The organism is Nocardia sienata NBRC 100364, from assembly GCF_001613205.1.
Classification (GTDB): domain Bacteria; phylum Actinomycetota; class Actinomycetes; order Mycobacteriales; family Mycobacteriaceae; genus Nocardia; species Nocardia sienata.
The window spans coordinates 1-21,647 of record NZ_BDBX01000044.1 but is presented as its reverse complement, the minus strand read 5'-3'; the positions used below and the strand labels follow the sequence as shown (position 1 = coordinate 21,647).

Genomic DNA, 21,647 nt, shown 5'->3' with positions numbered 1-21,647 from the left:
GAAAACGGTATGACGCGGCCAGTCCGGACCCGGCCCCACCGAACCCGGCGGCCCCGCGTGACCACCCTTCCGCAGCTGATCGCGAACGCTGTCGAGACCAATCCCGACGGTGCGGCGCTCGTACTCGCCGACGGCACCGGCCCGCTGGAGCAGGTCAGCTACGCCGATCTGGACGCCTGGTCGAGCCGATTGGCGCGGTCGCTGATGGCGCGCGGTATCGGTCCGGAGGATCTGGTGGCCGTGGCCATCCCGCGTTCGCTGGACGCGGTGCTGGCTGTCTGGGCGGTGGCCAAGACAGGTGCGGGTTTCGTACCGATCGATCCCGCCTACCCGCCGAACTGGATCGCGCATCTGCTGGTCGATGTCGGTGCGGTCTACGGCCTGGCGGTCTCCTGGGTCCGCAACGAACTGCCCGACGAGATCGAATGGTTGCACGTCGATACGGTCGACACCGCCCGGGCCCTGGAGCAGTTCTCCGCCGAACCGGTCACCTACGCCGACCGCATCCGCCCGCTGCGGGCCGAACATCCCGCCTATGTCAGCTACGCCGGCGACAGCGGGGCCTCGCCGGACGGCGTGGTGGTCACCCAGGCGGGGTTGTCCGGCCTGTGCTCCGAACAGCAGGGCCGCTTCCGGGTCGAACCAGAGGACCGCACGCTGAATTTCGCGCCGCTTCCCTCGGATTCGGCCGTACTGGAACTGCTGCTCGCGCTCGGCGGCGCCGCGACCATGGTGGTGGTTTCCCCGCTGGTGTCCACTGCGGACGAACTGACCGAACTGCTGCGTCGCACCGGTGTCACCCATGCCTACCTCACACCGGAGGCCCTGGAGGTGATGGATCCGGCGGGACTCGACGAACTCGGTGTGGTGCTGACCGGGCGCCGGCCGTGCCCGCCCGAATCGGTGTCGCGCTGGGCGGTTCCCGTCGCCGGCGGGGCGACCCGGGCGCTCTATCAGGGGTACGGGCCGGCCGAGGCCACGATCATGACCAGCATCAGCACCGCGCTGACTCCCGGCCGGGCACCCACTGTGGGTGCGCCGATCCGCGGTGTGACGACCCATATCCTGGACGGACAGCTCACGCAGGTGCCCGACGGAGAGGTGGGCGAGCTGTATCTCGGCGGTCCGCAACTGGCCCGCGGTTATCACCGCCGGCCCGGGCGCACCGCGCAGTTGCTGGTCGCCGACCCCTACGCCGACGACGGTTCCCGGCTCTTCCGCACCGGTGACCTGGTGCGCCGCGCCGGTGACGGCGAGATGGAATACGTAGGGCGGGTCGACCTACCGTTCCTGCAGCCGGCGCTGCCGGACGCATCGGAGCCGGGCGCCGCGGAGGTGGCGCCGCCGGCCGCCGAAGCCGAGGCGGCCCCCGAGGCAGCGTCCCCCGAATCGTCGGCCGACTTCGAACAGAGTCTGCCGATCCGCGAAATCGGGGTCCGGCCCGAAGAGCCAGGCCTGGCGCACCCCGAACCGGAGCAACCGGTCGAGCCGGAGACCTTCGCCGGATACGGCTACGGGCTGTCCCATGGAGATCCCGCCGCTCCCGATCAGGCGCCCGTATCGCCCATCCGCGGACTGCCCGGGGGAGACAGCCGGCTCGCCTCCGAGCGGCGCGATATGGACCTGCCCGGGCGCGGCTACCTGGAGATGCCCGACCGCTCGCATCCGCTGGGCGCCCGCGGTGCCCGGGCCGAGGAGCCTTCGCCCACCGCGGCCGAGGTGAACGCGCCGGCGGATCCGGATGCCGACACCTGGCTGAGCAGCGGGCGGCAACTGCCCGCGCCGAGCGATGCGCAGACCTCCCGCGGGAGTTCGTTGCGGGCGGCCGGTGACGCACTGGCGTTCTACGAGAACATGCCGGAGGACGCGGCCGCGCCGGTGCCGGGACACCGGGGCCCGAGCCCGGCGGTGCTACCTGCCACGCGCCCGGAATCCGGGGCCTCGGATTTCCCGTTCGGTGCCCGGGACAGCAATGCCCGCAGCCCGCTGTGGCCCGACTCCGCCGCCTCGCCGCCGGTGCGGGAATCTCCGGCGCCGGAACCGGTTGCGGCCTCGGACGACCGCCCGGCCGCGACCCGACGACCCGAATTCATTCCACTCTCGCCGGGGCAACTGCGGTTGTGGGAACGCAACCGTTTCACCCCTGAAGAAGGCGCCGACACCGTCACCGCCGCGATGACCCTGACCGGCACCCTGGACGTGACGGCCATGCAGGCCGCCGTCGCCGATGTGGTCGACCGGCACGAGACGCTGCGCACCGTCTACCCGGAGGCCGGCGGCACACCGCAACAGGTGGTGCTGCCGCGGGAACAGGCGGTTCCGGAAGTGGTCCCCGAACCGGTCGCGCCCGCCGAACTCGCCGACTGGCTGCAGGCGCTGTCGCGGACCGATTTCGACGTCGCCGATCCCGAGCAGGTGCCGGTACGGTTCGCGCTGGCCGAGACCGGCCCCCGGGAACACGTGGTCGCGGTGGTCGTGCATCGCATCCTCGCCGACGAGATGTCGGCCGGTCTGCTACTGCGGGACCTGCTGCGGGCCTTCCTGGGCCGGCGCAACCGATCGCGGCCGCTGTGGCAGCCGCTGTCGGTGCAGTACCTGGACTATTTCCTGAACCAGCAGGCCGAGCTCGGCGACAGCACCGATCCGGAATCGCTCGCCGCGGCCCGGCTGGCGTTCTGGCGCGAATACCTGGCGGGGTTGCCGCCGCGGCTGGAGATTCCGGCCGCCACCGGCGACTCCGGCGCCACCGGCTACGGTGTGCACGGTTTCGAGATCGGCACCCGCACCCATCGCCGGATCGCCGATATCGCCCGCCGCGGTGAGGTCTCCGAGTTCATCGTGGTGCGCTCGGCCTTCGCGGTGCTGCTGGCCCGTTCGGCGGCCGTCACCGATATCGTGCTCGGCAGTTCGGTGCGTGGGCACGACGAACGCGAACTCGACGACGCGATCGGCCCCTACGCCAACACCGTCGTCCTGCGCACCCGCATCGATCCGGCGGAGTCCTTTCTCGACCTTGTCGCCCGGGTCGCCCGATCCGATCGCGCGGCATTCGCCCACGCGGATCTGCCCTTCGAGATCGTGGACGCGGCGATCGGTGTCGGTGGACCGCTGTTCGATATGGCGATCTCGTTGCGACACAACGATGTTCCGCGACTGGAGATGCCGAGCCTGTCCACCGAGCCGATCGAGATCGCGAATGCCTCCGCCGAGTGCGGATTGCGGCTGGTCATCGACCCCCACCGCGCGCCCGACGGTTCACCGGATGGGATCGCGGCCGCGTTGCACTATGCCGCCGACCGGTTCGACACCGCCACCGTCACCGAATTCGCGCGCCGGTTGCAGCGCGTACTCACCGTCGCCGGTGGTGATCCGGACGGTCCGGTGGGCGATATCGACCTGCTGTCGCGGGCCGATCTCGATCGGCTGCTGGTGGTCTGGAACGACACCCGGTACCCGGTCGCGCCGGATCTGCTGCTCGACGGTTACCGCCGTACCGCTGCCACCCGCCCCGACGCCGTGGCGGTGGCCGACGCGGAAACCGAACTGACCTACCAGGAATTCGACGCCCGGGTGAATCGGCTGGCCCGGCAGTTGATCGAGGCCGGAGTCGGTACCGAGACGCCGGTGGGTGTGGCACTGCGGAACTCCACCGAGCTGCTGGTCGCGATCTACGCGGTGCTGACCGCCGGTGGCGTCTGCCTGCCGCTGGACCCCGACGATCCGGCGGGTTGGAACGCGCGGGTCATCGATATCGCCGGCCCGGCCTGTGTGCTGGTGGCTCCGGCCGATGAAGCGCGGTTGGCGGCCGCGGTGGAAACGACGGCCCGCCCGCAGCCACCGATCCTCGTGACCGGTGCCGAGGACCTCGCCCGCCACGCCGCCGATCCGGTGCGCCCGGCGGAGCTGATCCGGCAAATACGCCCCGGCAACGCGGCCTACCTGCTGTGCGCCTCGGTGGCGCCGGACGGGCCGGAACTGACGGTGCTCTCGCACAGCGCGATCAACAACCAGATCACGCTGATGCTCGCCCAGTACCCGATGGGTTTCACCGACGTCTACCTCCAGCAGAATCCCCCCACCCGCGACACCTCCCTGTGGGGTACCTTCCTGCCGCTGCGCGCCGGCGCGGAACTGGCCCTGGCCCCGACCGGAGCGCGGGACCCGGAGCGTATCGCCGCGACGATCGCCGCGCGGGCGGTGACGGTGACCGATTTCGGGCCCGACGAACTCGCCGCGTTCGCCGAGCACGCCGATCCGGGCCCGATGCGCAGTCTGCGCGAGGTATTCGTGACCGGCGGTCCGCTGGCGCCGGAAACGGCCGGGGTGGTCCGGGAACGCTGCGGTGCGCGGACGCAGAACCTGTACGGAACCGCCGAAACCACGGTGTCGGCGACGTCCTGGCCGGCCGCGGGGTCGGCGGATCGGTCGGTGCCGATCGGACTGCCACAGTGGAACACCCGGGTCTACGTGCTGGATTCGCGGCTGCGGCCGGTCCCGCCCGGAGTACCCGGTGAGTTGTACCTGGCCGGTGACCAGCTCGCTCGCGGGTACCTCGGTCGGCGCGGTGCCACCGCGGACCGGTTCGTGGCCAACCCCTTCGGTTACGGCCAGCGCATGTACCGGACCGGTGACATGGTGCGGTGGCGCGATGCCACCGCCACCACCCCACAGCGGCTCGAACACCTGGGCCGCACCGATGACCAGTTCGGTTTCCGGGGCCACCGCGTGCGTCCCGCCGCGGTCGCGGCCGCGTTGCGCGCCCTGCCCGGTATCGCCGAGGCCGCGGTACTCGCCCGTGGCACCGGTCCGGCCGTATCGTCGGCCGCGCGCCCCGGCGCCCGCCTGGTCGCCTACGTCGTCCCCGAACAGACCGAGGCCGAACCCGACCTCGCCCGGATTCGCGCCGCACTCGCGCAGACGGTGCCCGTGGACCTGGTGCCGTCGGCTTTCGCGGCCGTCGAGCAGATCCCGCCGACCGGCACCGGCGCACCCGATCGAACCCGGCTACCGGACCCCGACGAGATCGCGCCGCTCCCGCCGGACCCGGGCCCGTGGGCCGCGGACGTGCTCGTCGCCCCCACCTCAGCGCCCGGCCCCGCGGAGCCGGCACCGGCGGAACCGCAACCGCGGCCGGCCGAACCCAACTCGACCGGTGCAGCCGCCGCGTCCGCTTCGGTCTCGTTCACCGCCACCGCGACGGAGATCAGCGGTGAACTGCCCGCGACCCCCACCGCCGCCCGGCTGCTGGACAATCCGGTCCCCGGGGTCGAGGTCCGGTCGGTGGTGCTCGATCTACCGTCCGACCAGCCGCTGAGCCGGACCGAAACCGCGGTGCGGTCGCTGATGGCCCGGCACCCGATGCTGTCGGCCCGGCTCCACACCGGCGACCGGCCACCGGCGCTGTCGATTCCGCCGCGGGAGCAGCGTGGCGAGCACCAGTACTGGTGGCTCGGACCGGAGTCCAATGAGAACACCATCGCCACCGACGATGTGGTGCAGGCGGCGGCCGACGCGCTCGATCCCGCGACCGGGCGCAATATCCATTTCGTCGTCACCGGTAGCGAGCCGGATCGTCGGCTCGTAGTGGTGGCCAACGGACTGGCCGTCGACGACCGCTCATGGCGGATAATCGTCGACGAGCTGATCGCCGGCTGGACCGGCGCCGATCTCGCCGCGGCCGCACCCGAGAACAAACTGCCACAGCTCGTGCACGCCCTGGACGCACGCGCCCGCTCCATCGAACTACTGGACGAGTCCGGGTGGTGGCGGCGCAATCTGGCCGGCGCGCAGATCGCGGCCCCGCTCGGGACGGCCGACCTCCGGGTCCGCCGCCGGGTCTCGCTGGCCATCACCGCCGAGGGCACCGCCGCGGTGACCGCCGCGGCCGCCGCCTACGGGGCCACTGTGCCCGAGGTGCTGCTGACCGCTGTCGCGGTCGCCCTGCATACCGGTGCACAGGGCAAAGTCGCCCGCGCGATCGGATCCCTGGTGCGCTGTGACGCCGACGCCCGTTCGCTGGCGAACGGCGCCGACGATCTCGTCGGTGGTTTCGCCACGGAATTCCCGCTGTCGGTCCGGATCGTCGATATCGATACCACCGAGGCCCTGGTCGGCGGGCCCGCCGCGGGCAGCGCGCTGGTCCAGATCCGTGACCTGTACCGGTCGGTACCCGACGGCGGCGCGGGTTACGCGCTTCTACGCCACCTGAACCCGGAGACCACCGCCGAGTTCGCCGCCGCCGAATCGGGCCGGTTCACCCTGCGCTATCGGGATCTGCGCCCGGCCCGGGTCCACACCGACGGCCCTGCCGACGGAGTGCTGCTGGCACTGGCCGTCGACGCCACCGACGACGGCCTGCTGTGCCGGTTCGACTATGCGACCGAAGTTCTCGCAGGTGAGGATGTGAAAACCTTCGCCGAGCACTGGGTCCGCGCGCTCGGCGGCCTCGCCGAGCACGGGTTGCGCCCGGATATCGGACCCGCCCAGCCCGCCTCCGCCTCCGCCTCCGCGTCGCAGTCCGCGTCCGCGCCGCAGCCTGTGTCTGCGTCGCAGTGTGTGTCCCCCTCGGAGTTCGCGCCCGCGTCGCAGTTCGCGCCCGCGTCGGAGTCGGTGTCGACGTCGCAGTCCGCGCCCGATTCGCAGCCCGCGGCCGACCCGGAGCCCGCCGCCAGGACGGAGTCCGCGCCTGTACCCGAGCCGGTACCGGACGCGGAGGTCACCTCACTGCTCCGGCCGGTCGCCGGTATGCCGGATGCCGAGATGCCCGAGCCGGGCCGCGGTGGGCTGCCGCGGCGTCACGCGCAACCCGCGGCCGCCGGCGATCCGCTACCGGACACAGCAGGCGCACCCTCCCGGGGCGGGCTGCCGCGGCGCCGGACTCCGGGCGCCGAGACACCGGCGACGATCGCCGCGGGTACCGACGCCGGGGAGGCCGGAACCGCTTCCGGGCTACCGCAACGCCGCTCGGTCATCGGCGCGGGTGCGCCCACGCAACCGGAGCCGGAGCCGGAGCGGAACGCGTTCCCGCGGCGCGACACCACGCCTGCGGTCGACACAGCGGCCGTTATGGGCGAGACCGATTCGGCCGGAACATCGACCCCGGCCTCGCTGCCGCAACGCCGCCCGCAGCCGTCGCATTCGGCACCCGACACCGCGAGTCCGGAATCGGTCGCGCGATCCGGTGGCCTCCCGCAGCGGCGGCCCCGCCACGACGACAGCGGACCTGCCGGTGAGCCGGTATCGCAGCAGTCCTACGAGCCCTCGGCCCCGCCGCCGCAGGGTGGGCACCGGCACGACGCCGGTCCTGCCGCCGAGCCGGTGGGCGCCGACGGGGGCGCGCCGCCGGCGCTGCCCCGGCGGCGGTCCGGATCCGCCGCGCAAGCGGAACGCCCCGGCGCGGACGCGGACTCGTCCGAAGCCGCCGCGCCGCCGGGACTGCCGCGGCGTCGTCCGCGGCCCGACAGCGGCTCGCTCGCGGAAGCGGAACCGACCGGGGCGTCCGAATCGTCACCGGCTTCGTTGCCGCAGCGCCGGTCTCGGCTCGGCGCGCAGCCCGACGCCGATTCCGCGGCAACTCTTTCCGAACCCGTGTCCCCCGAGAGCGGAGTCGTACCGGATCCGCTGCCGGAGCGCCGCCCCGCCGCCGAAGCGCGACCCGCGCCCGCCGAGACCGGTTCCGAATCGGCGAGCGCGCCTGCGCTGCCACAGCGCGGTGCCCGCTCCACGGTGGCCGCGGACAGTCCGGCCACCGAAACCGCCTCCGACCCCGCCCCGGCCCCGCTGCCGGAGCGTGGGCTCCATGGCGCGGACGAATCGGCACCGGTCGAGCTCCCGCCGGCCCTTCCGCGGCGGCGGCCGCAACCCCTCCGCGACGAAACGGCGTCGTCCGAACCCCGTGACTGGACCCTGAAGCGTGCCGAGCCCGCGGCCCCCGCCCCCGTACCGGCGGACGCACCCGGGCCCGAGCTCACCGCCGACCCGGAGCCCACCACCTTCTTGCGGCCGATCCCCGATGTGGAGACGACCGCCTATATGTCTCCGGTCCTCGATCCGGCCTCGCACGACGACCAGAGCACCCTGCTGTCGTTGTTCGACGAACAGGTGAGAAGGACTCCCGCGGTCCCCGCCGTGCGGCAGGGGGCGCGGGTGCTGAGCTACAGCGAACTGGACCGCAAGTCCCGGGCGCTGGCCGTGGAGCTGATCCGCTTCGGCGTCGGCGGCCGAACCCTGGTCGCCGTGGCCATGCGACCCGGTATCGACCTGGTGGTCGCGGTCTGCGCGGTACTGCGCGCGGGCGGCGGATATGTGCCGGTCGATCCCGGTCGCCCGGCCGCGGAAGTCGACGAGTTGCTGGCCACGGCCGCCCCCATCTGCGTGCTGAGCACCTCGGACGAGGGTGTCACCACCGGCACCGGTATTTCGGTGGTCGCCATCGACCTGCTGTATCTGGACCTGCCCACCGATCCGTCCGGTGACCCGCGCATCGCCCCCGACGACCTCGCCGATATCCGGTACGTCCCCGGCGGGACGGCCGGTGTCACGAGCACCCACCGGCAACTGGTCGAGCGCCTGCGGCGGGCTCAGCGCAGCCACCCCTATGATTCGTCCGATCTGGTCCTGCACGCGGCGCCGACCGTCACCGACATCACGCTGTGGGAGCTGTTCCGGCCCCTGCATCACGGTGCCCAGCTCCTGATGCCCGACAATCCGGGCCGGGCCGCCGACCTGTCCCGTTCGATCGCCGCCCACAAGGTGACGGTCGTGCACGTGGTCCCCTCCCTGCTGGACCGGTTCCTCGATTCGGTGACCGACGGCGGCGGCCGCGCCGCGCATCCCAGCCTGCGTCGGGTCGTGGTGGACGGCGCGGCTCTTCCGCCCGGCGGTGTCGAACGGTTCACCACGCTGCTGCCCGGCGCGGAGCTGGTGATCTGGTACGGCCACAACGAGACCGGTGTGATCACCGTGGGGTCGGTCGGCGGACGGCCGGTCACCAACGACCGGGTGTACCTGCTGGACGAGCAGTTGCGCCCGGTACCGCCGGGCACGGTCGGCGAGATGTACATCGGCGGTCCGCAGCTGGCCCGGGGTTACCACGCCGCCGCCGCGGAGACGGCAGCCAGGTTCGTCGCCACCGGTGGTGGGGGACGGCTGTACCGGACGGGGGACCTGGTCCGCCGCCGGGACGGTGTGCTGGAATATCTCGGGCGTGTCGAACGCGTCGGCGGGTCGCTCATCAGCGGCTCTCGGCGCGGCGGGCATGATTGAACCGCGCCGCGTGTCCCGAATCATCGAGCCGGGTGAGCATCGGTACTGAATTCCCAGATCCGGTCGACCGGGCCGAAGCGAGATATTCGGGCAACGCTACGGTAACGATATGTCCGCAAAGTACGACTACAGGGACAGAACTCTCGGGGTGGACGAGACCTGCCCCGTTACTGTGAGGCGTTCGGGTCCTGGAGCCGGTTGTCGCGGTGCGGAAAGAGCCCGGATGAAAATTCGAGACGAAGCGAAGGTGCGAAATTGATACGTCGACTCACCCGGCGTGGCGGTAGGCGCGCCGCGGCGATGGTCGCGGCCACGGCAGTTCTGACCGGTGTGATGACCGGCCTCGGTGGGAGTACCGCCGGCGCGGATCCGATCATCGAATCCAAGACACTGCTCGCCGACCCCACCGCGCCCGACGGATCACGCATCGTCAAGGCCGAGTACAAGGACGACCGCACGCTGCGGCTGTATGTGAACTCGGTGGCCATGGACAAGGACATCGTCGTCGATGTCCAGCGTCCGGCCGACGCCTCGGTGCCCCGGCCCACCCTCTACCTGCTCAACGGCGCGGGTGGCGGCGAGGACTCCGCGTCCTGGCAGGCCCAGACCAACACCCTCGAATTCCTGTCCGACAAGAACGTCAATGTGATCCAGCCCATCGGCGGCGCCTGGAGCTACTACACCGACTGGATCAAGGACGATCCGGCGCTGGGCCGCAACAAGTGGAAGACCTTCTTCACCGAAGAGCTCCCGCCGCTGATCGACGGCGCGCTGGGCACCAACGGTGTGAACGCCATCGCCGGTCTGTCCACCTCGGGCACCACCGTGCTGGCCCTGCCGATCGCCAAGCCCGGTCTCTACAAGGCTGCCGCCGCCTACAGCGGTTGCGCCCAGACCAGCGACCCGGTCGGCTCGGAGTTCGTGAAGCTCACCGTGAACACGTGGGGCGGCGGCAACACCGACAACATGTGGGGTCCGCAGGGTTCGCCGGAGTGGGCCGCGAACGATCCGTACGTCCACGCCGAAGGGCTGCGCGGTCTCGAGCTCTACGTCTCCACCGGTAACGGTCTGCCCGGCCGCTGGGACACCCTGAACGGCCCGCACACCCTGCCCGGCTCCTACGGGCTGGCCAATCAGATCCTGGTCGGTGGCGTCATCGAGGCGGGCACCAACTTCTGCACCCACAACCTGAAGACGCGGCTGGATTCCCTCGGTATCCCGGCCACCTTCAACTTCCGTGACTCGGGCACCCACTCCTGGGGTTACTGGGAGGACGAGTTCAAGGTGTCGTGGCCGGTTCTGGCCCGCGGCCTGGGCCTCTAGTCCACCGCTGTTCCGTATGCCCGTGCCGGGCCGGCCGCGTGCCGGCCCGGCACGGGCTTCTTCGTATCTCGGCCTCCGCGCCGGGACCGTGCCCGAGGGCGGGCGCGGAGAGCATCAGGGTGCTGCCGGGTGATGCGGCCGGACTCGGTTGAGCGCACCGGCTTCGGTCCGGCCCGGTAGCGCCGCCCGATACATCCGCGGTCGGTTCCCAGGGTACGGAAACACCCGCCCTGCCGGCGGGCAGAACGGGTGTCGTGACCGTGGTCGCGCTTACTCCGCGAAGACCGCTTTGCGCTTGCCCAGCATGGCGCCGGCGCCTTCGAAGAAGTCGGGGGACTGCAGCAGTTCGACCTGCCCCGCCTTCTCGTCGGCCAGGGCCGAGTCCAGCGCACCGAGAGTGGCCCGGTTGAGGGCCTTCTTGGTGAGTTCGAGGGCGCGCCGCGGGCCGTGGGAGATCTTCTCGGCGGCGGCCTCGACCGCGGCGTCGAGTTCCTCGGTGGTGGCCAGGACCTCGGTGAGCAGGCCTTCGGCGCGGGCTGCCGGAGCGGGTAGGCGCTCACCGAGCAGCGCCAGCCGTGCGGCCAGCGGGCGGCCCGCGGCCGCGGCCACCAGCGCCGCGGCTCCACCGTCGGGCATCAGGCCGATATTGATGAACGCCAGCAGCAGATAGGAGTCGGCTTCGGCGTAGACCAGGTCGGCGGCCAGCGCGATACCGACACCGACCCCGGCGGTCGCGCCCCGCAGGCGGGCGATGACCGGCACCGGCAGGTCGACGATGGCGCGGACGAGCCGGTTGGCGGCGTCCATCACCTGGTCGGGGGTGATGCCGCGGGCGCCCTCCTCGGCGCTGGCGGCCAGGTCGGCGCCGGTGCAGAAGTCGCCTCCGTCGCCGGTGAGCACCACCACCCGTACGGCTTTGTCCTGCGCGGCGGCGAGGAAGGTGTCGCCCAGTGCGACCAGGGAGTCGTAGTCGAGCGCGTTCTTGCGTTTGGGCTTGGTGAGGGTGACCCGCAGTACCCGGCCGTCCTGCACGGCGGAGAAACCCGCCGGCTGCGTGGTGGGGGAATCTGTGTTGACCATGCGCGCTCCATCGAGTGCCCTCCGGTGCCGACCGGGTGGCGAATAGCGGTTAACGTTGCGAATTGTGGTTAACTTAGGTTGACTTGTCGGGCGCTGTCAACACCGGCGGCGCTGCCGAGGCGAACGGAGAATGCATGGTCGCGGATAGCAGCCGGGTGGACCCGGTGCGCATGCGTCCGGCCGACCGTGGCACCGGCCAGGGCGGGCGGCGCCGGCCGAAGGACCGCAAGGTCCAGATCATGCGCGCCGCGGCCCGGGCCTTCAGCGAACGTGGCTACTATCCGGTCGGCGTGGACGAAATCGCGGCCGAGGTCGGGATCTCCGGCCCTGCACTGTACCGCCATTTCGCCAATAAATATGCCCTTCTGGTCGCCGCCGCGGAGGAAGGCGCCCGGCAACTGCTCGAGGCGGCCCGGGCCGCGGACGAGCCGGAAGCGAAGCCGGAAGAACGTCTCGACGCCCTCATCCGAGCGGTCGCCGAGCACACCATCGAGATCCGGCGCGAGGCGGGTCTGTACCGGTGGGAGGGCCGCTATCTGGAGCAGCCCGACCGCGCCCGCATCCGCACTCTCTACAACGAGATCAACGACACGCTGGCCGCGCCGATCGCGCGACTCCGTCCGGAGGCCCCGCCGGAGGACATCGCCCTGCTGGCGGCCGCCGTGCTCAGCGTGATCGGCAGTATCTCGGCGCATCGCACCGCCCTCTCCAGTGCCAAACTGCTGCCGCTGCTGCACGATATGGCCTGGTCGATCGTGCGTACCGACCTGCCGCCCGCCCCCGGAGCAGGCGAACCCGACAACACCCCGCGCGGGCTGCCGGTGACCTCCAAACGGGAACAGCTGCTCACCGAGGCGATCCGGATCTTCGGCCGCCGTGGCTACCACGAGGCCAGTATCGAGGAGATCGGCGCGGCCGTCGGCATCAACGCCTCCAGTGTCTACCGATACTTCAGCAGCAAATCCGATTTGCTGGCGGCGGCCTTCCACCGCACCGGCGACCGGCTGGCCTTCGCCATCACCGAGGCACTCGCCGAGGCCAGCGGGCGTGCCGACGCGGTGGACAAGATCGCCGACCGCTACGTCCGGCTCAGTTTCACCATGCCGGAGATCATGCCGGTGTACTACGCGGAATTCCCGAATCTGCCCCCGGCCGAACAGCACAAACTGCGGGCCATCCAGCGGCAGAACGTGCACGAGTGGGCGAATCTGCTCGATGGTGATCCGATCGAGGCGCGCTTCCGGGTGCATTCGGCGATCGGCCAGGTCATCGATGTGGGCCGGTTGATCCGTTTCGATTCCCGGCCTCAGCACATGGCCCGGGTGCACGCCCTCATGATGGCGGCCATGCTCGGTTCTTCGCCGGCCTGATCGGCCTCGCCCGGACCCGGGTGGCAGGGAGCGTGGCGAATCGACCGCCGGTAGCACTTCGGGGCCGCCTGCCCGACCGTCGCGCAGGTGATTCGGGAGCAGGGCTTGACCTTGCCCCAGGGGCAAGGATCGACGATCGGTCCATGAGCGAAATCGAACGAGAGATGGCCGCATTCGTCGCGGCAGCGGCGACCGAACTGGGGGTGCCGGGGGTGGCGGTAGGTGTCACGGCGGCGGGCCGGGAGTACTTCGGCTGCCACGGGGTGACCAGTGTGGACAACCCGCTTCCGGTGGATCGCGACACCGGATTCGTCATCGGATCGGTCAGTAAGACGTTCACCGCGACCGCGTTGCTGCGACTTGTCGATCAGGAGCTGGTGGATCTGGACGCGCCGGTGCGACGGTATGTGCCGGAATTCACCGGGCCCGGTGTCGCGGCGCATGCGATCACCGTGGCGCAGCTGCTCAATCACACCGCGGGATTGGAATGGAAGCTGAGTGCCGATCCCGGGGAAGGCGCGGACGCTCTTGCCCGGCACGCGCAGCTGCTCGCGGCGGCGCCACTGGTCGGCCAACCCGGTACCCGGGCGTCCTACAGTCAGGCCGGTTTCAACCTGGTGGGCCGGATCATCGAGAGCATCACCGGGCAGGCCTTCGAGCGGGCCGTCGCAACCCTGCTGCTCGAGCCCCTGGATCTGACGCGCAGCGGGTACCTGCACAACGAGGTGATGACCCGCCGTTTCGCGGTCGGCCACAACACCGGGGACAACGGCGATCTCACGGTGGCCGCTCAGTGGAAGGACAACCGATCCAACAATCCCGGTGGCGGGCTGGTCTCTTCGGTCGGCGATCTGCTGCGCTGGGCGCGCTTCCATCTCGGCGACGGCCGGACCGCCGCGGGCGACCGGATCATGACCGCCGGCTCGCTGCATCGGATGCGGGAGCAGACGGTGGAACTACGCGGCAGCACGCTGGGCGACGGGTTCGGCCTCTGCTGGTTCCTGCGCGAGGTCGACGGTGTCGCGACCATCGGGCACGGCGGATCGGGCAACGGGCAGTTCGCCGAGCTGCTGCTCGTGCCGGAGCGGGACTTCGCCGTGGCCGTGATGTCCAATGCGGGGCCGGACGCGGGTCTCGAGTTCGATCGTGCGACGGTGCGGTGGGCGCTGGAGCACTTTCTCGGGTTGGTGGAACGCGACCCGGATCCGCTGCCCTACGATTCGGCGCGGGCAGCCGAGATCGCCGGGGCCTACGAGAACGAGATGATGCGGCTGACGCTGGAAACCGACGGTTGCGCGCTGACGATCGGCTGCGCCATCAAACCCGGCATCCGGGCTGCCGCGGATACCGAACTACCGCCGGACCTGCCGCCCGCGGCCCTCGGCCTGCTGCCCGGTGACGCCGACGAGTACATCGTGACGGCCGGTGGCCTGGTCGGACAGCGCGGGTACTTCACCCGGGACGAGTCCGGTGCCGTGGTGGGAATCGACCTCGCCGGCCGGTTCTTCGGCCGAGCCCGGTGACGGGGTGGATCGCGTCGGAAGGGAACAACTGTGATCACCATCGGACAGCTCGCGCGATACGCGGGCGTGACGACCAAGGCCGTGCGCGTCTACCACGAACGCGGCCTGCTTCCCGAGCCGCCGCGCGACTCCTCCGGCTATCGGCGCTACCGCGCCGAGGATGCCGTCGAACTGGTCAGGATCAGGACACTGGCGCAGGCGGGAGTACCGCTGGCACGGATCAAGGAGCTGCTGGCCGCCGGTCCCGAGGAGTTCGCGTCGGCGCTGGCCGAGATCGATGCCGGGCTCGCCGAACGCGCCGCGGAGATCCGGCGCACCCGGGCCCGGCTCACCGAACTGGGCAGGGGCGACCGGCTTTTCGTCTCGGCGGAGGTCGCCGGGTACCTGGATCGGCTGCGGCAGTTGGGCGCGAGCGAACGCGCGGTACGGATGGAGCGCGATATCTGGATCCTGCTGCATTCGGTGGCGCCCGAGCAGGCGGCGGACTGGGTCGCCGACAAGCTCGACGCGCTGCGCGATCCCGATTTCGGCGCCCTGTATATCGAGCACGATGCCGCGTTCGGCTGGTCGCCGGAGGACCCGCGACTTCCGAGCCTGGCGAAGCGAACCGCACGCTGGCTGGCGGGCCGGGCCGGCGGGCCGGGCCCTGCGGTCCCGGCCCTGGATCCGGCGCTGCTCCGTCTGGTGACCGGATCGATCGCCGGCACCTCGCCCGCTTGGGATCGGCTCGCCTCTCTGGCACGCGATTCGCCCGGGTGAAGGTGGTCTACCGTGGTGCGCCGACCGAGCCCGACGGCCCATCCGCCGGGGCTGCCGGACATGTCGATCACCACGACAGCGACACTGTTCTCCTCGACCGGCCGGGCGCCGCCGGTGATCCGGGGGAGGAGAGAGAACTATCCGTCATCCGTGGTCGCCGCCCGGCCGGCCCGGAAGCCGCCGGTCAGCCGTGGCGGAACCGGAAAACCGTGCGCGCCACCCGCAGTCGCCGGGCATTGCGGTGGAAGCTGGACAGGCCCAGCGGTTCCCCGTAGCGGTTGCGGGCGATGGACAGGGTCCGGCTGAATTCGCGAAGCCCGTGTACGCCGTGGCTGTGCCCCTGCCCGTATTCACCGACCCCGCCGAAGGGCAGCGCCGGGATACTGGCGTAGGTGGTGGCCGTATTGACCGTGACCACACCGACCCGTAGCCGTTCGGCGTAGATCTCGACCTCGGCGATATCGCGGGTGAACACCGATACCGCGATACCGCGGCCGGCCTCGTTGATCCGGTCGACGGCGTCGTCGAGATCGCGCACTTTGTTCACGATGAGAAGCGGGCCGATGCCCTCCTCGGTGATGGCGACACTTTCCTCCGGTACATCGGCCAGCACGATCGGCTCGACGTAGGGCTCGCGAATGGAATCCAGTCCGCCGACCACCGCGCGACCTCCGCGCGCCAGGGCGTCGCGGACCTGTTTGCGCACCACCTCGGTCTGCGATTCCAGGATCATCGGCCCGTAGGACGAACGCCGGTCCGCACCGGGCTTCAGGGCGCGGGCGCGTTCGACCACGAGGTCGAGGAACTGGTCGTAGACCGACGCCGCGACATAGGCGCGCTGCACGCCGGTAGCGTTCTGACCCGCGTTGGCCATGGCTCCGAATACCGCGGCGTCGGCGGCGTCGTCGAGTTTCGCGTCGACGTGCACGATCATCGCGCCCTTACCGGAGTTCTCGACCACCACCGGAGTCATGGTCTGGGCGCACAGCGAGATCACTTCCCGGCCTTCGGCTTCCGGCCCCGCGTACGCGATCTTGTCGACCCCGGCGCGGCACAGGGCGGCCGCGGTCGAATCGTCGCCGGTGACCGCCGCCAGCACGGGTTTGCCGGGAGCGATCTCGCGCCAGGTCTCGGCCAGCCACAGCCCGGTACCGCTGGTCACCGCGTGCGGTTTGAAAACCACCGCGTTGCCCGCGGCCATGGCATAGGCGATCGAACCCATCGGGGTGAAAACCGGGTTCTGCCAGGGGCCGAGGACGCCGATCACGCCCAGCGGCAGATAGCCGACCGACGCCCGCTGATTGCGGGTGAGCCAATTGGAGGCCAGCGGTTTCCGGCACAGCGCGCGACCGGCGTTGCGGGCCGCCCAGTCCAGGTTCTCCACGGCGAGCATGACTTCGATCGCCGCGTCGGCCTCTGGTTTGCCGGTTTCCTCGCGCAGGATCTCCACCAGCTGCGCGGCCCGGCGCGCGATGACCCGTTTCCACTCCAGCAGAAGTCGTTTGCGAGTTCCGAAACCCGCTGTCGACCACCAATCCCCGACCGTGCGCGCGGCATGGACCGCGCGTTCGAGTTCGCTGGGGCCGGCAACGGCATAACTGCCCACCACCTCGCCGGTGCGGGGGTCGTGGGATGTGAGCACGCTCGGTCGGCCGGGTCCTCCCGAACGCGCCGCCACCTCGGGCTGCGCGGTATCGGCCATGGCACTCAGATTATGGTGGTGGCGTAGCGCCGACAAGGTACGAGCACTGCCCATGGACTGTCCCTGCACCGCCGACCAGGGTGGATGACCGGCCGCAAGGTTGCTGTGAGCAAAGGCACATTTGGTTCGACCCGGTATGGGGTAAGGGCGGCGCTCCGGCGCCGGGTATCTCAGCCGGTAACATCGCGCCCGGCGCCAGGGATCATTCAGGGGGATACCGATGCGCCGGTCACCCCGCCCGCCGATCAGGCCGATAGTGGAGAGTTGATGCCGAGTTCGAACGAAGCCGTGACAGCCCCCGGCGAGAATGCCCCACCGCTTCGATCGGTGCATTCCCGCCCGCCCGGCGCCGAGACATCGGAGTACGGGAACGGCCGTGCCGCGCCGGCGCTCGCACCCGTCCGCCCCAGCCGCTCCAAACCCGCCTGGGCGGACACAGTCCGCGTCGAGGGCATCACCAAATCCTTCGGTGAGGTGCACGCGTTACGCGGAGTGAGCTTCTCGGCCTCCCGCGGCACCGTGCTCGGCATCCTGGGGCCCAACGGCGCCGGGAAGACCACCACCGTGAAGATCCTGTCCACTCTGCTGCGTCCCGATTCCGGCAGCGCGGTGGTGGCCGGTCACGATGTCCGCAAGGATCCGGCCGAGGTGCGACGCTCGATCATGATGACCGGCCAATACGCCGCGCTCGACGAAAACCTCTCGGGCCGGGAAAACCTGGAACTGTTCGGCCGGCTGATGGGCCTGGGCAAATCGACGGCGCGTAAGCGCGCGGACGCGTTGCTCGAAGAGTTCGATCTGGTCGCTTCCGGGCGCCGCCCGGTCCGCCAGTACTCCGGCGGTATGCGGCGGCGAGTCGATATCGCCTGCGGCCTGGTGGTCCGGCCCGAAGTGGTTTTCCTCGACGAACCGACCACCGGACTCGACCCGCGCAGCCGGCAAGGTGTCTGGGATCTGGTGAGCGCGCTGAAAAAGCAGGGCATCACCGTGCTGCTCACCACCCAGTACCTGGAAGAAGCCGATGTTCTGTCGGACAACATCATCGTGATCGACAAGGGCACGGTGATCGCGGAGGGCACCGCCGACGAGCTCAAGGCGAAGACCGGCGGCAGCTACTGCGAGATCGTCCCGCTGGACCCGACCCGGCTGGCCTCGGCCGCCACCGCTCTGGGAGACCTGGTTCCGCCGGCCGTTGCCGCCGGCCTCGCCGGGTCCGGGCGCCTCTCCATCCCGGCGCCCGACGGCGCCGCGACGCTGTCCGAGGCGCTGCGCCGGTTGGACGCCGCCGGCATCACGCTGGCCGATATCGGGCTGCGCCGCCCCTCCCTCGACGATGTGTTCCTGTCCATCACCGGGCACTCGGGCGGTACCGACCAGCCGGGCGTTCCCTCGTGAGCGCTCCCGCGGTTTCCCGGCCCGACCTGTTCGGCGATCTCCCCCGGACGCGGGTGTCCACGTTCGCGCAGTGGCGGGCGTTGACCGGACGCGTCGTCTGGACCATGCTCACCAAGGGCGAGATGATCGCCGCCATCGTGATGCCACTGGTCTTCACCCTCGGTTTCTATCTCCCGCTGCGCTATGTGATGCAGTTCCAGGGCATCGACTACGCGCAGTTCGTCATGCCGATCGTGGTGTTGCAGACCATGGCGTTCACCATGATGTCCAATGCGCAACTGGCCGCTGTCGAGGCGCTCACCGGATTCAGCACCCGGTTGCAGACCATGCCGGTCGGCATGCTGGTACCGCTGGGCTCGCGGATCGCGGCCGGGCTGTTCCGTTCGGTCGTGTCCTTGGCCGCGGCGCTCGTCTACGGCCACCTCATCGGTTTCGAGTTCACCGCCGGCTGGGGCCAGACCGTCGGTTTCTGTGCTTTCGCGATCGCCGTCGGGACCGTGCTGGCGGTCGGGGCGGATGGGCTGGGCAGCCTGACCAAGAGCCCCGCCTCGCTGAGCCAGGCGCTCACCCTGCCGACGCTGATCTTCGGCATGATGTCATGCGGTTTCGTGCCCGAGACCGGTTTCCCCGAATGGGTGCGGCCGTTCGTACGCAATCAGCCGATCACCCAGTTCGCCTACGCGCTGCGCGATATGGCGGGTGACGGGGTGACCTGGGAGGTACTGCGAGTGGGATTGTTCTGGCTGGTCGGTGCGGCGGCGGTGTTCACCCCGTTCGCGGTCTGGGCGAGTGTGAGGCGGGCATGAGCGAGTCGGGCACGGAGGCGGTAGCGGAGCGTGACCACGCAGGGCCCTCGCTCATGCCCCAGAGATACAGCATGAGCGAGTCGGGCACGGAGGCGGCAGCGGAGCGTGACCACGCAGGGCCCTCGCTCATGCCCGAGGATCACGGCATGAGCGTTATCGAACGAACCGCGGCGACCGGGGCCGAAAGGTTGCCGGTACATATCGCCGCGCTCGAACTGCCACGGGTCGAGCCGCGGTCCGAGCGCTCGCTGAGGGTCTGGGCGGTACACAGTTCCATCCAGTGCAAACGGCTGCTGACCGCCTGGCTGCGTGATCCGGCCACCTCCATCCAGACGATCGTGTACCCGGCGCTGACCCTGGTGATGTTCTGGATCGTGCTCGACGATTCCATCTCCGGCTTCACCGGTAAGCCCGCCATCTACGGCACCGTCCCGATGATCATCCTCGTCGCGGCCATGACGGGCGCGGTGGTCAGCGCGCTGGGTTTCAAGGTGGAGAAGGCCACCGGGCTGCTGGGCAGATTCTGGACCATGCCGATCCATCGCGCGGCGGGCCTGACCGGCCGGCTGTTCGCCGAGGTGATCCGGATCTCGCTCACCACGGTTATCATCATCGCCGTCGGTTTCGCTCTCGGATTCCGCTTCGACCAGGGGCTGTGGGCCGCACTCGGTCTCATGGGCATCCCGATCCTGTTCGGGCTCGCGTTCGCCGTCTTCATCACCGCGCTCGCGGCCTCCACCGAGGGCCCGCTGCTGGTCCAGTTGGTCGCGATCTTCATGAACCTGCTGCTGTTCTTCAATTCCGGTTTCGTCCCGGTGTTCGCCTACCCGAGCTGGCTGCGGTCGACAGTGGAGAACCAGCCGATGAGCTGCGCCATCGAAGCGATGAAGGGGCTGTCCCTCGGCGGTCCGGTCGCCGAACCGCTCGTGGACACCCTGCTGTGGGTGGTGGGCGCCATCCTGGTGTTCGGCTATCCCGCGGTCCGCGGCTACCGCAAATCCGCCGAGCGCAGCGGCTGATCGCGGCCGGCTACTTCCGGGGCTTCGCCGACCGCGTCTCGGAAGTAGCCGGTGCGAACGGGTAACCGACCCAGCGGTCGCGGTTGGTCCAGCCGACAAGGTCGTAGCGCCAGCGGAACGGCCAGGTGCGCGAGACGGTGTTGAACAGCACCGCGCCCAGTGCCGCGTAATCGTCGTGGGCGGAGAGCAGGGCGCGCTGTCCCCGCGGCGAGGCGGAGAAGAAGGAGTCGAACATGGCGATCGACTGCTCGGTGGTCAACCGGCCCAACCCCCACAGGCCGCGCATCCGCATCCAGTAGGTGAGCCGGGCCTGCCACGGCCACAGTGCCGCGATCGGATCCTCGCCGGCCAGGATCGCGGTGACCGCGGTATCGGCCAGAGCGAACGAATCGGCGACGCTGTACCCGGTGCAGGGGTGCATCATCCCACCGCGCGACCCGTAGGGCACCACCTTTCCCACTCCGTTCTTCGGCGGCGGAGTGTCCAGCGGATAGTGCGCGGCCTCGCTCGGCTCCGCACCGGTCAGTTCGATACCGTGCGCGGCCAGCCGCGCGAGAGTGCGTTTGCGCAGTTCGTGCTGCGGCATCCCGCCACGTAGCCCGAGGCTGGTCTCCTCGAAGATCACGGTGCCGTCGCCGAGCGGCACCGAATACAGGAACGACGGCGGCTCGTCGGGCCCGGCACCGTTCTCCGGCCGCCAGTCCAGCAGCAGGCCCTCGCCCTGCCCGACCATCGGCGCCGCGGTTTCGGCGTTCACGAAGATTCCGTGCGCGCTGGCCGCGCGCCGGTCGCCCAGCGGGGCCATCCCGCGCGCATCCACCACCACCGCGGCGCGGATCACCGTGCCGTCGGCCAGCTCGACCTCGTGTGCGTCCACCCGGGTCGCCCGACCCGCGTACACCTGGGCGTCGTCGAGCGATAGCGCGTCGCGCAGTAGCGGTTTGGACAGCACGCAATAGGGCCGCTCGATCTTGATCTCGGAAGTCGTCCAGACCACCGGCGCCGGAATGCGGCTCGCGATCACACTGTGCGGCAGCCAGTCCGGGAGCTCGTCGATCCAGCAGGAGAACGTCGGCGGCCACAGGCGATCCGGGCGGGGATCGACGGCGGCGACCCGAAGACCCGCCACGACGGCCCGGTGGGCCAGCGCCCGCCCGGACGGGCCCAGCCCGACCACACAGATATCGAACTCACGGACCACGCTGCCTGCCATGTAGTGCATTCAACGGGGTGGGGCGGGGGAGGGCAACAAGGACGGTCGGCTCCCGCGGGGGTAGCGTCGGTGGTTCCACTACTGGTCGGGCGGGTGTCTCGCCTCCGGCGCCGGCCGCTTGTGAAGGCGGGAAGTGGGTCTCCCGGGGAGACGAGCCGCGCCGATACGCGAAGACGAGCATGCGCGCTCGCTC

The 21,647-nt window shown here is 70.5% G+C and carries 11 protein-coding genes; 8 read left to right on the top strand and 3 right to left on the bottom strand.

Translation table 11 applies throughout. The features are described from left to right. Positions 1-57 precede the first annotated feature (57 nt). Together NS4_RS22855 and NS4_RS22850 are read left to right on the top strand one after the other, a co-directional pair. Positions 58-9,264 carry an AMP-binding protein gene (locus NS4_RS22855; RefSeq protein ID WP_063061557.1) on the top strand — a complete coding sequence of 3,069 codons (9,207 nt, stop codon included), beginning with the start codon at positions 58-60 and terminating at the stop codon, positions 9,262-9,264. Positions 9,265-9,564: 300 nt separating this feature from the next. After that, positions 9,565-10,587: an alpha/beta hydrolase gene (locus NS4_RS22850; RefSeq protein WP_063061556.1), complete on the top strand. Its 1,023-nt coding sequence runs from the start codon at positions 9,565-9,567 to the stop codon at positions 10,585-10,587. Positions 10,588-10,857: 270 nt separating this feature from the next. Here NS4_RS22850 and NS4_RS22845 read toward each other — a convergent pair whose 3' ends face one another. Further along, positions 10,858-11,667 (bottom strand): enoyl-CoA hydratase-related protein, encoded by an 810-nt coding sequence (locus NS4_RS22845; protein ID WP_063061555.1) that lies wholly within the window; start codon positions 11,665-11,667, stop codon positions 10,858-10,860. Positions 11,668-11,801: 134 nt separating this feature from the next. On the opposite strand from NS4_RS22845, the gene NS4_RS22840 reads away from it, so the two are divergent. The 3 genes from NS4_RS22840 (at position 11,802) to NS4_RS22830 (ending at position 15,319) form a co-directional block, all read left to right on the top strand. Continuing rightward, on the top strand, positions 11,802-13,037 hold the full coding sequence (locus NS4_RS22840) for a TetR/AcrR family transcriptional regulator (RefSeq protein ID WP_084487612.1): 1,236 nt from the start codon (positions 11,802-11,804) through the stop codon (positions 13,035-13,037). A gap of 143 nt (positions 13,038-13,180) precedes the next feature. Continuing rightward, on the top strand, positions 13,181-14,560 hold the full coding sequence (locus NS4_RS22835) for a serine hydrolase domain-containing protein (protein ID WP_063061554.1): 1,380 nt from the start codon (positions 13,181-13,183) through the stop codon (positions 14,558-14,560). Between the two features lie 30 nt (positions 14,561-14,590). Next, positions 14,591-15,319: a MerR family transcriptional regulator gene (locus NS4_RS22830; RefSeq protein WP_063061553.1), complete on the top strand. Its 729-nt coding sequence runs from the start codon at positions 14,591-14,593 to the stop codon at positions 15,317-15,319. A 184-nt stretch (positions 15,320-15,503) separates the two neighbouring features. Here NS4_RS22830 and NS4_RS22825 read toward each other — a convergent pair whose 3' ends face one another. Continuing rightward, positions 15,504-17,021 (bottom strand): aldehyde dehydrogenase family protein, encoded by a 1,518-nt coding sequence (locus NS4_RS22825; RefSeq protein WP_084487611.1) that lies wholly within the window; start codon positions 17,019-17,021, stop codon positions 15,504-15,506. A gap of 267 nt (positions 17,022-17,288) precedes the next feature. Here NS4_RS22825 and NS4_RS22820 point away from each other — a divergent pair, with 267 nt between their 5' ends. The 3 genes from NS4_RS22820 to NS4_RS22810 all read left to right on the top strand — a co-directional run bounded on the left by NS4_RS22820 (position 17,289) and on the right by NS4_RS22810 (position 20,241). Then, the gene (locus NS4_RS22820; RefSeq protein WP_084487610.1) at positions 17,289-18,416 is read left to right on the top strand and encodes an ATP-binding cassette domain-containing protein; all 1,128 of its coding nucleotides are present in this window, start codon (positions 17,289-17,291) and stop codon (positions 18,414-18,416) included. After that, a complete protein-coding gene (locus NS4_RS22815; protein ID WP_063061552.1) occupies positions 18,413-19,222 on the top strand; it encodes an ABC transporter permease in 810 nt (269 codons plus the stop codon). The genes NS4_RS22820 and NS4_RS22815 overlap by 4 nt, the downstream gene beginning before the upstream one ends. Positions 19,223-19,368: 146 nt before the next feature. Then, on the top strand, positions 19,369-20,241 hold the full coding sequence (locus NS4_RS22810) for an ABC transporter permease (protein WP_063061613.1): 873 nt from the start codon (positions 19,369-19,371) through the stop codon (positions 20,239-20,241). 10 nt (positions 20,242-20,251) lie between these two features. Here the strand turns inward: NS4_RS22810 and NS4_RS22805 are convergent, their stop codons facing one another. Beyond that, on the bottom strand, positions 20,252-21,454 hold the full coding sequence (locus tag NS4_RS22805; RefSeq protein ID WP_063061612.1) for a lycopene cyclase family protein: 1,203 nt from the start codon (positions 21,452-21,454) through the stop codon (positions 20,252-20,254). Positions 21,455-21,647: the final 193 nt, after the last annotated feature.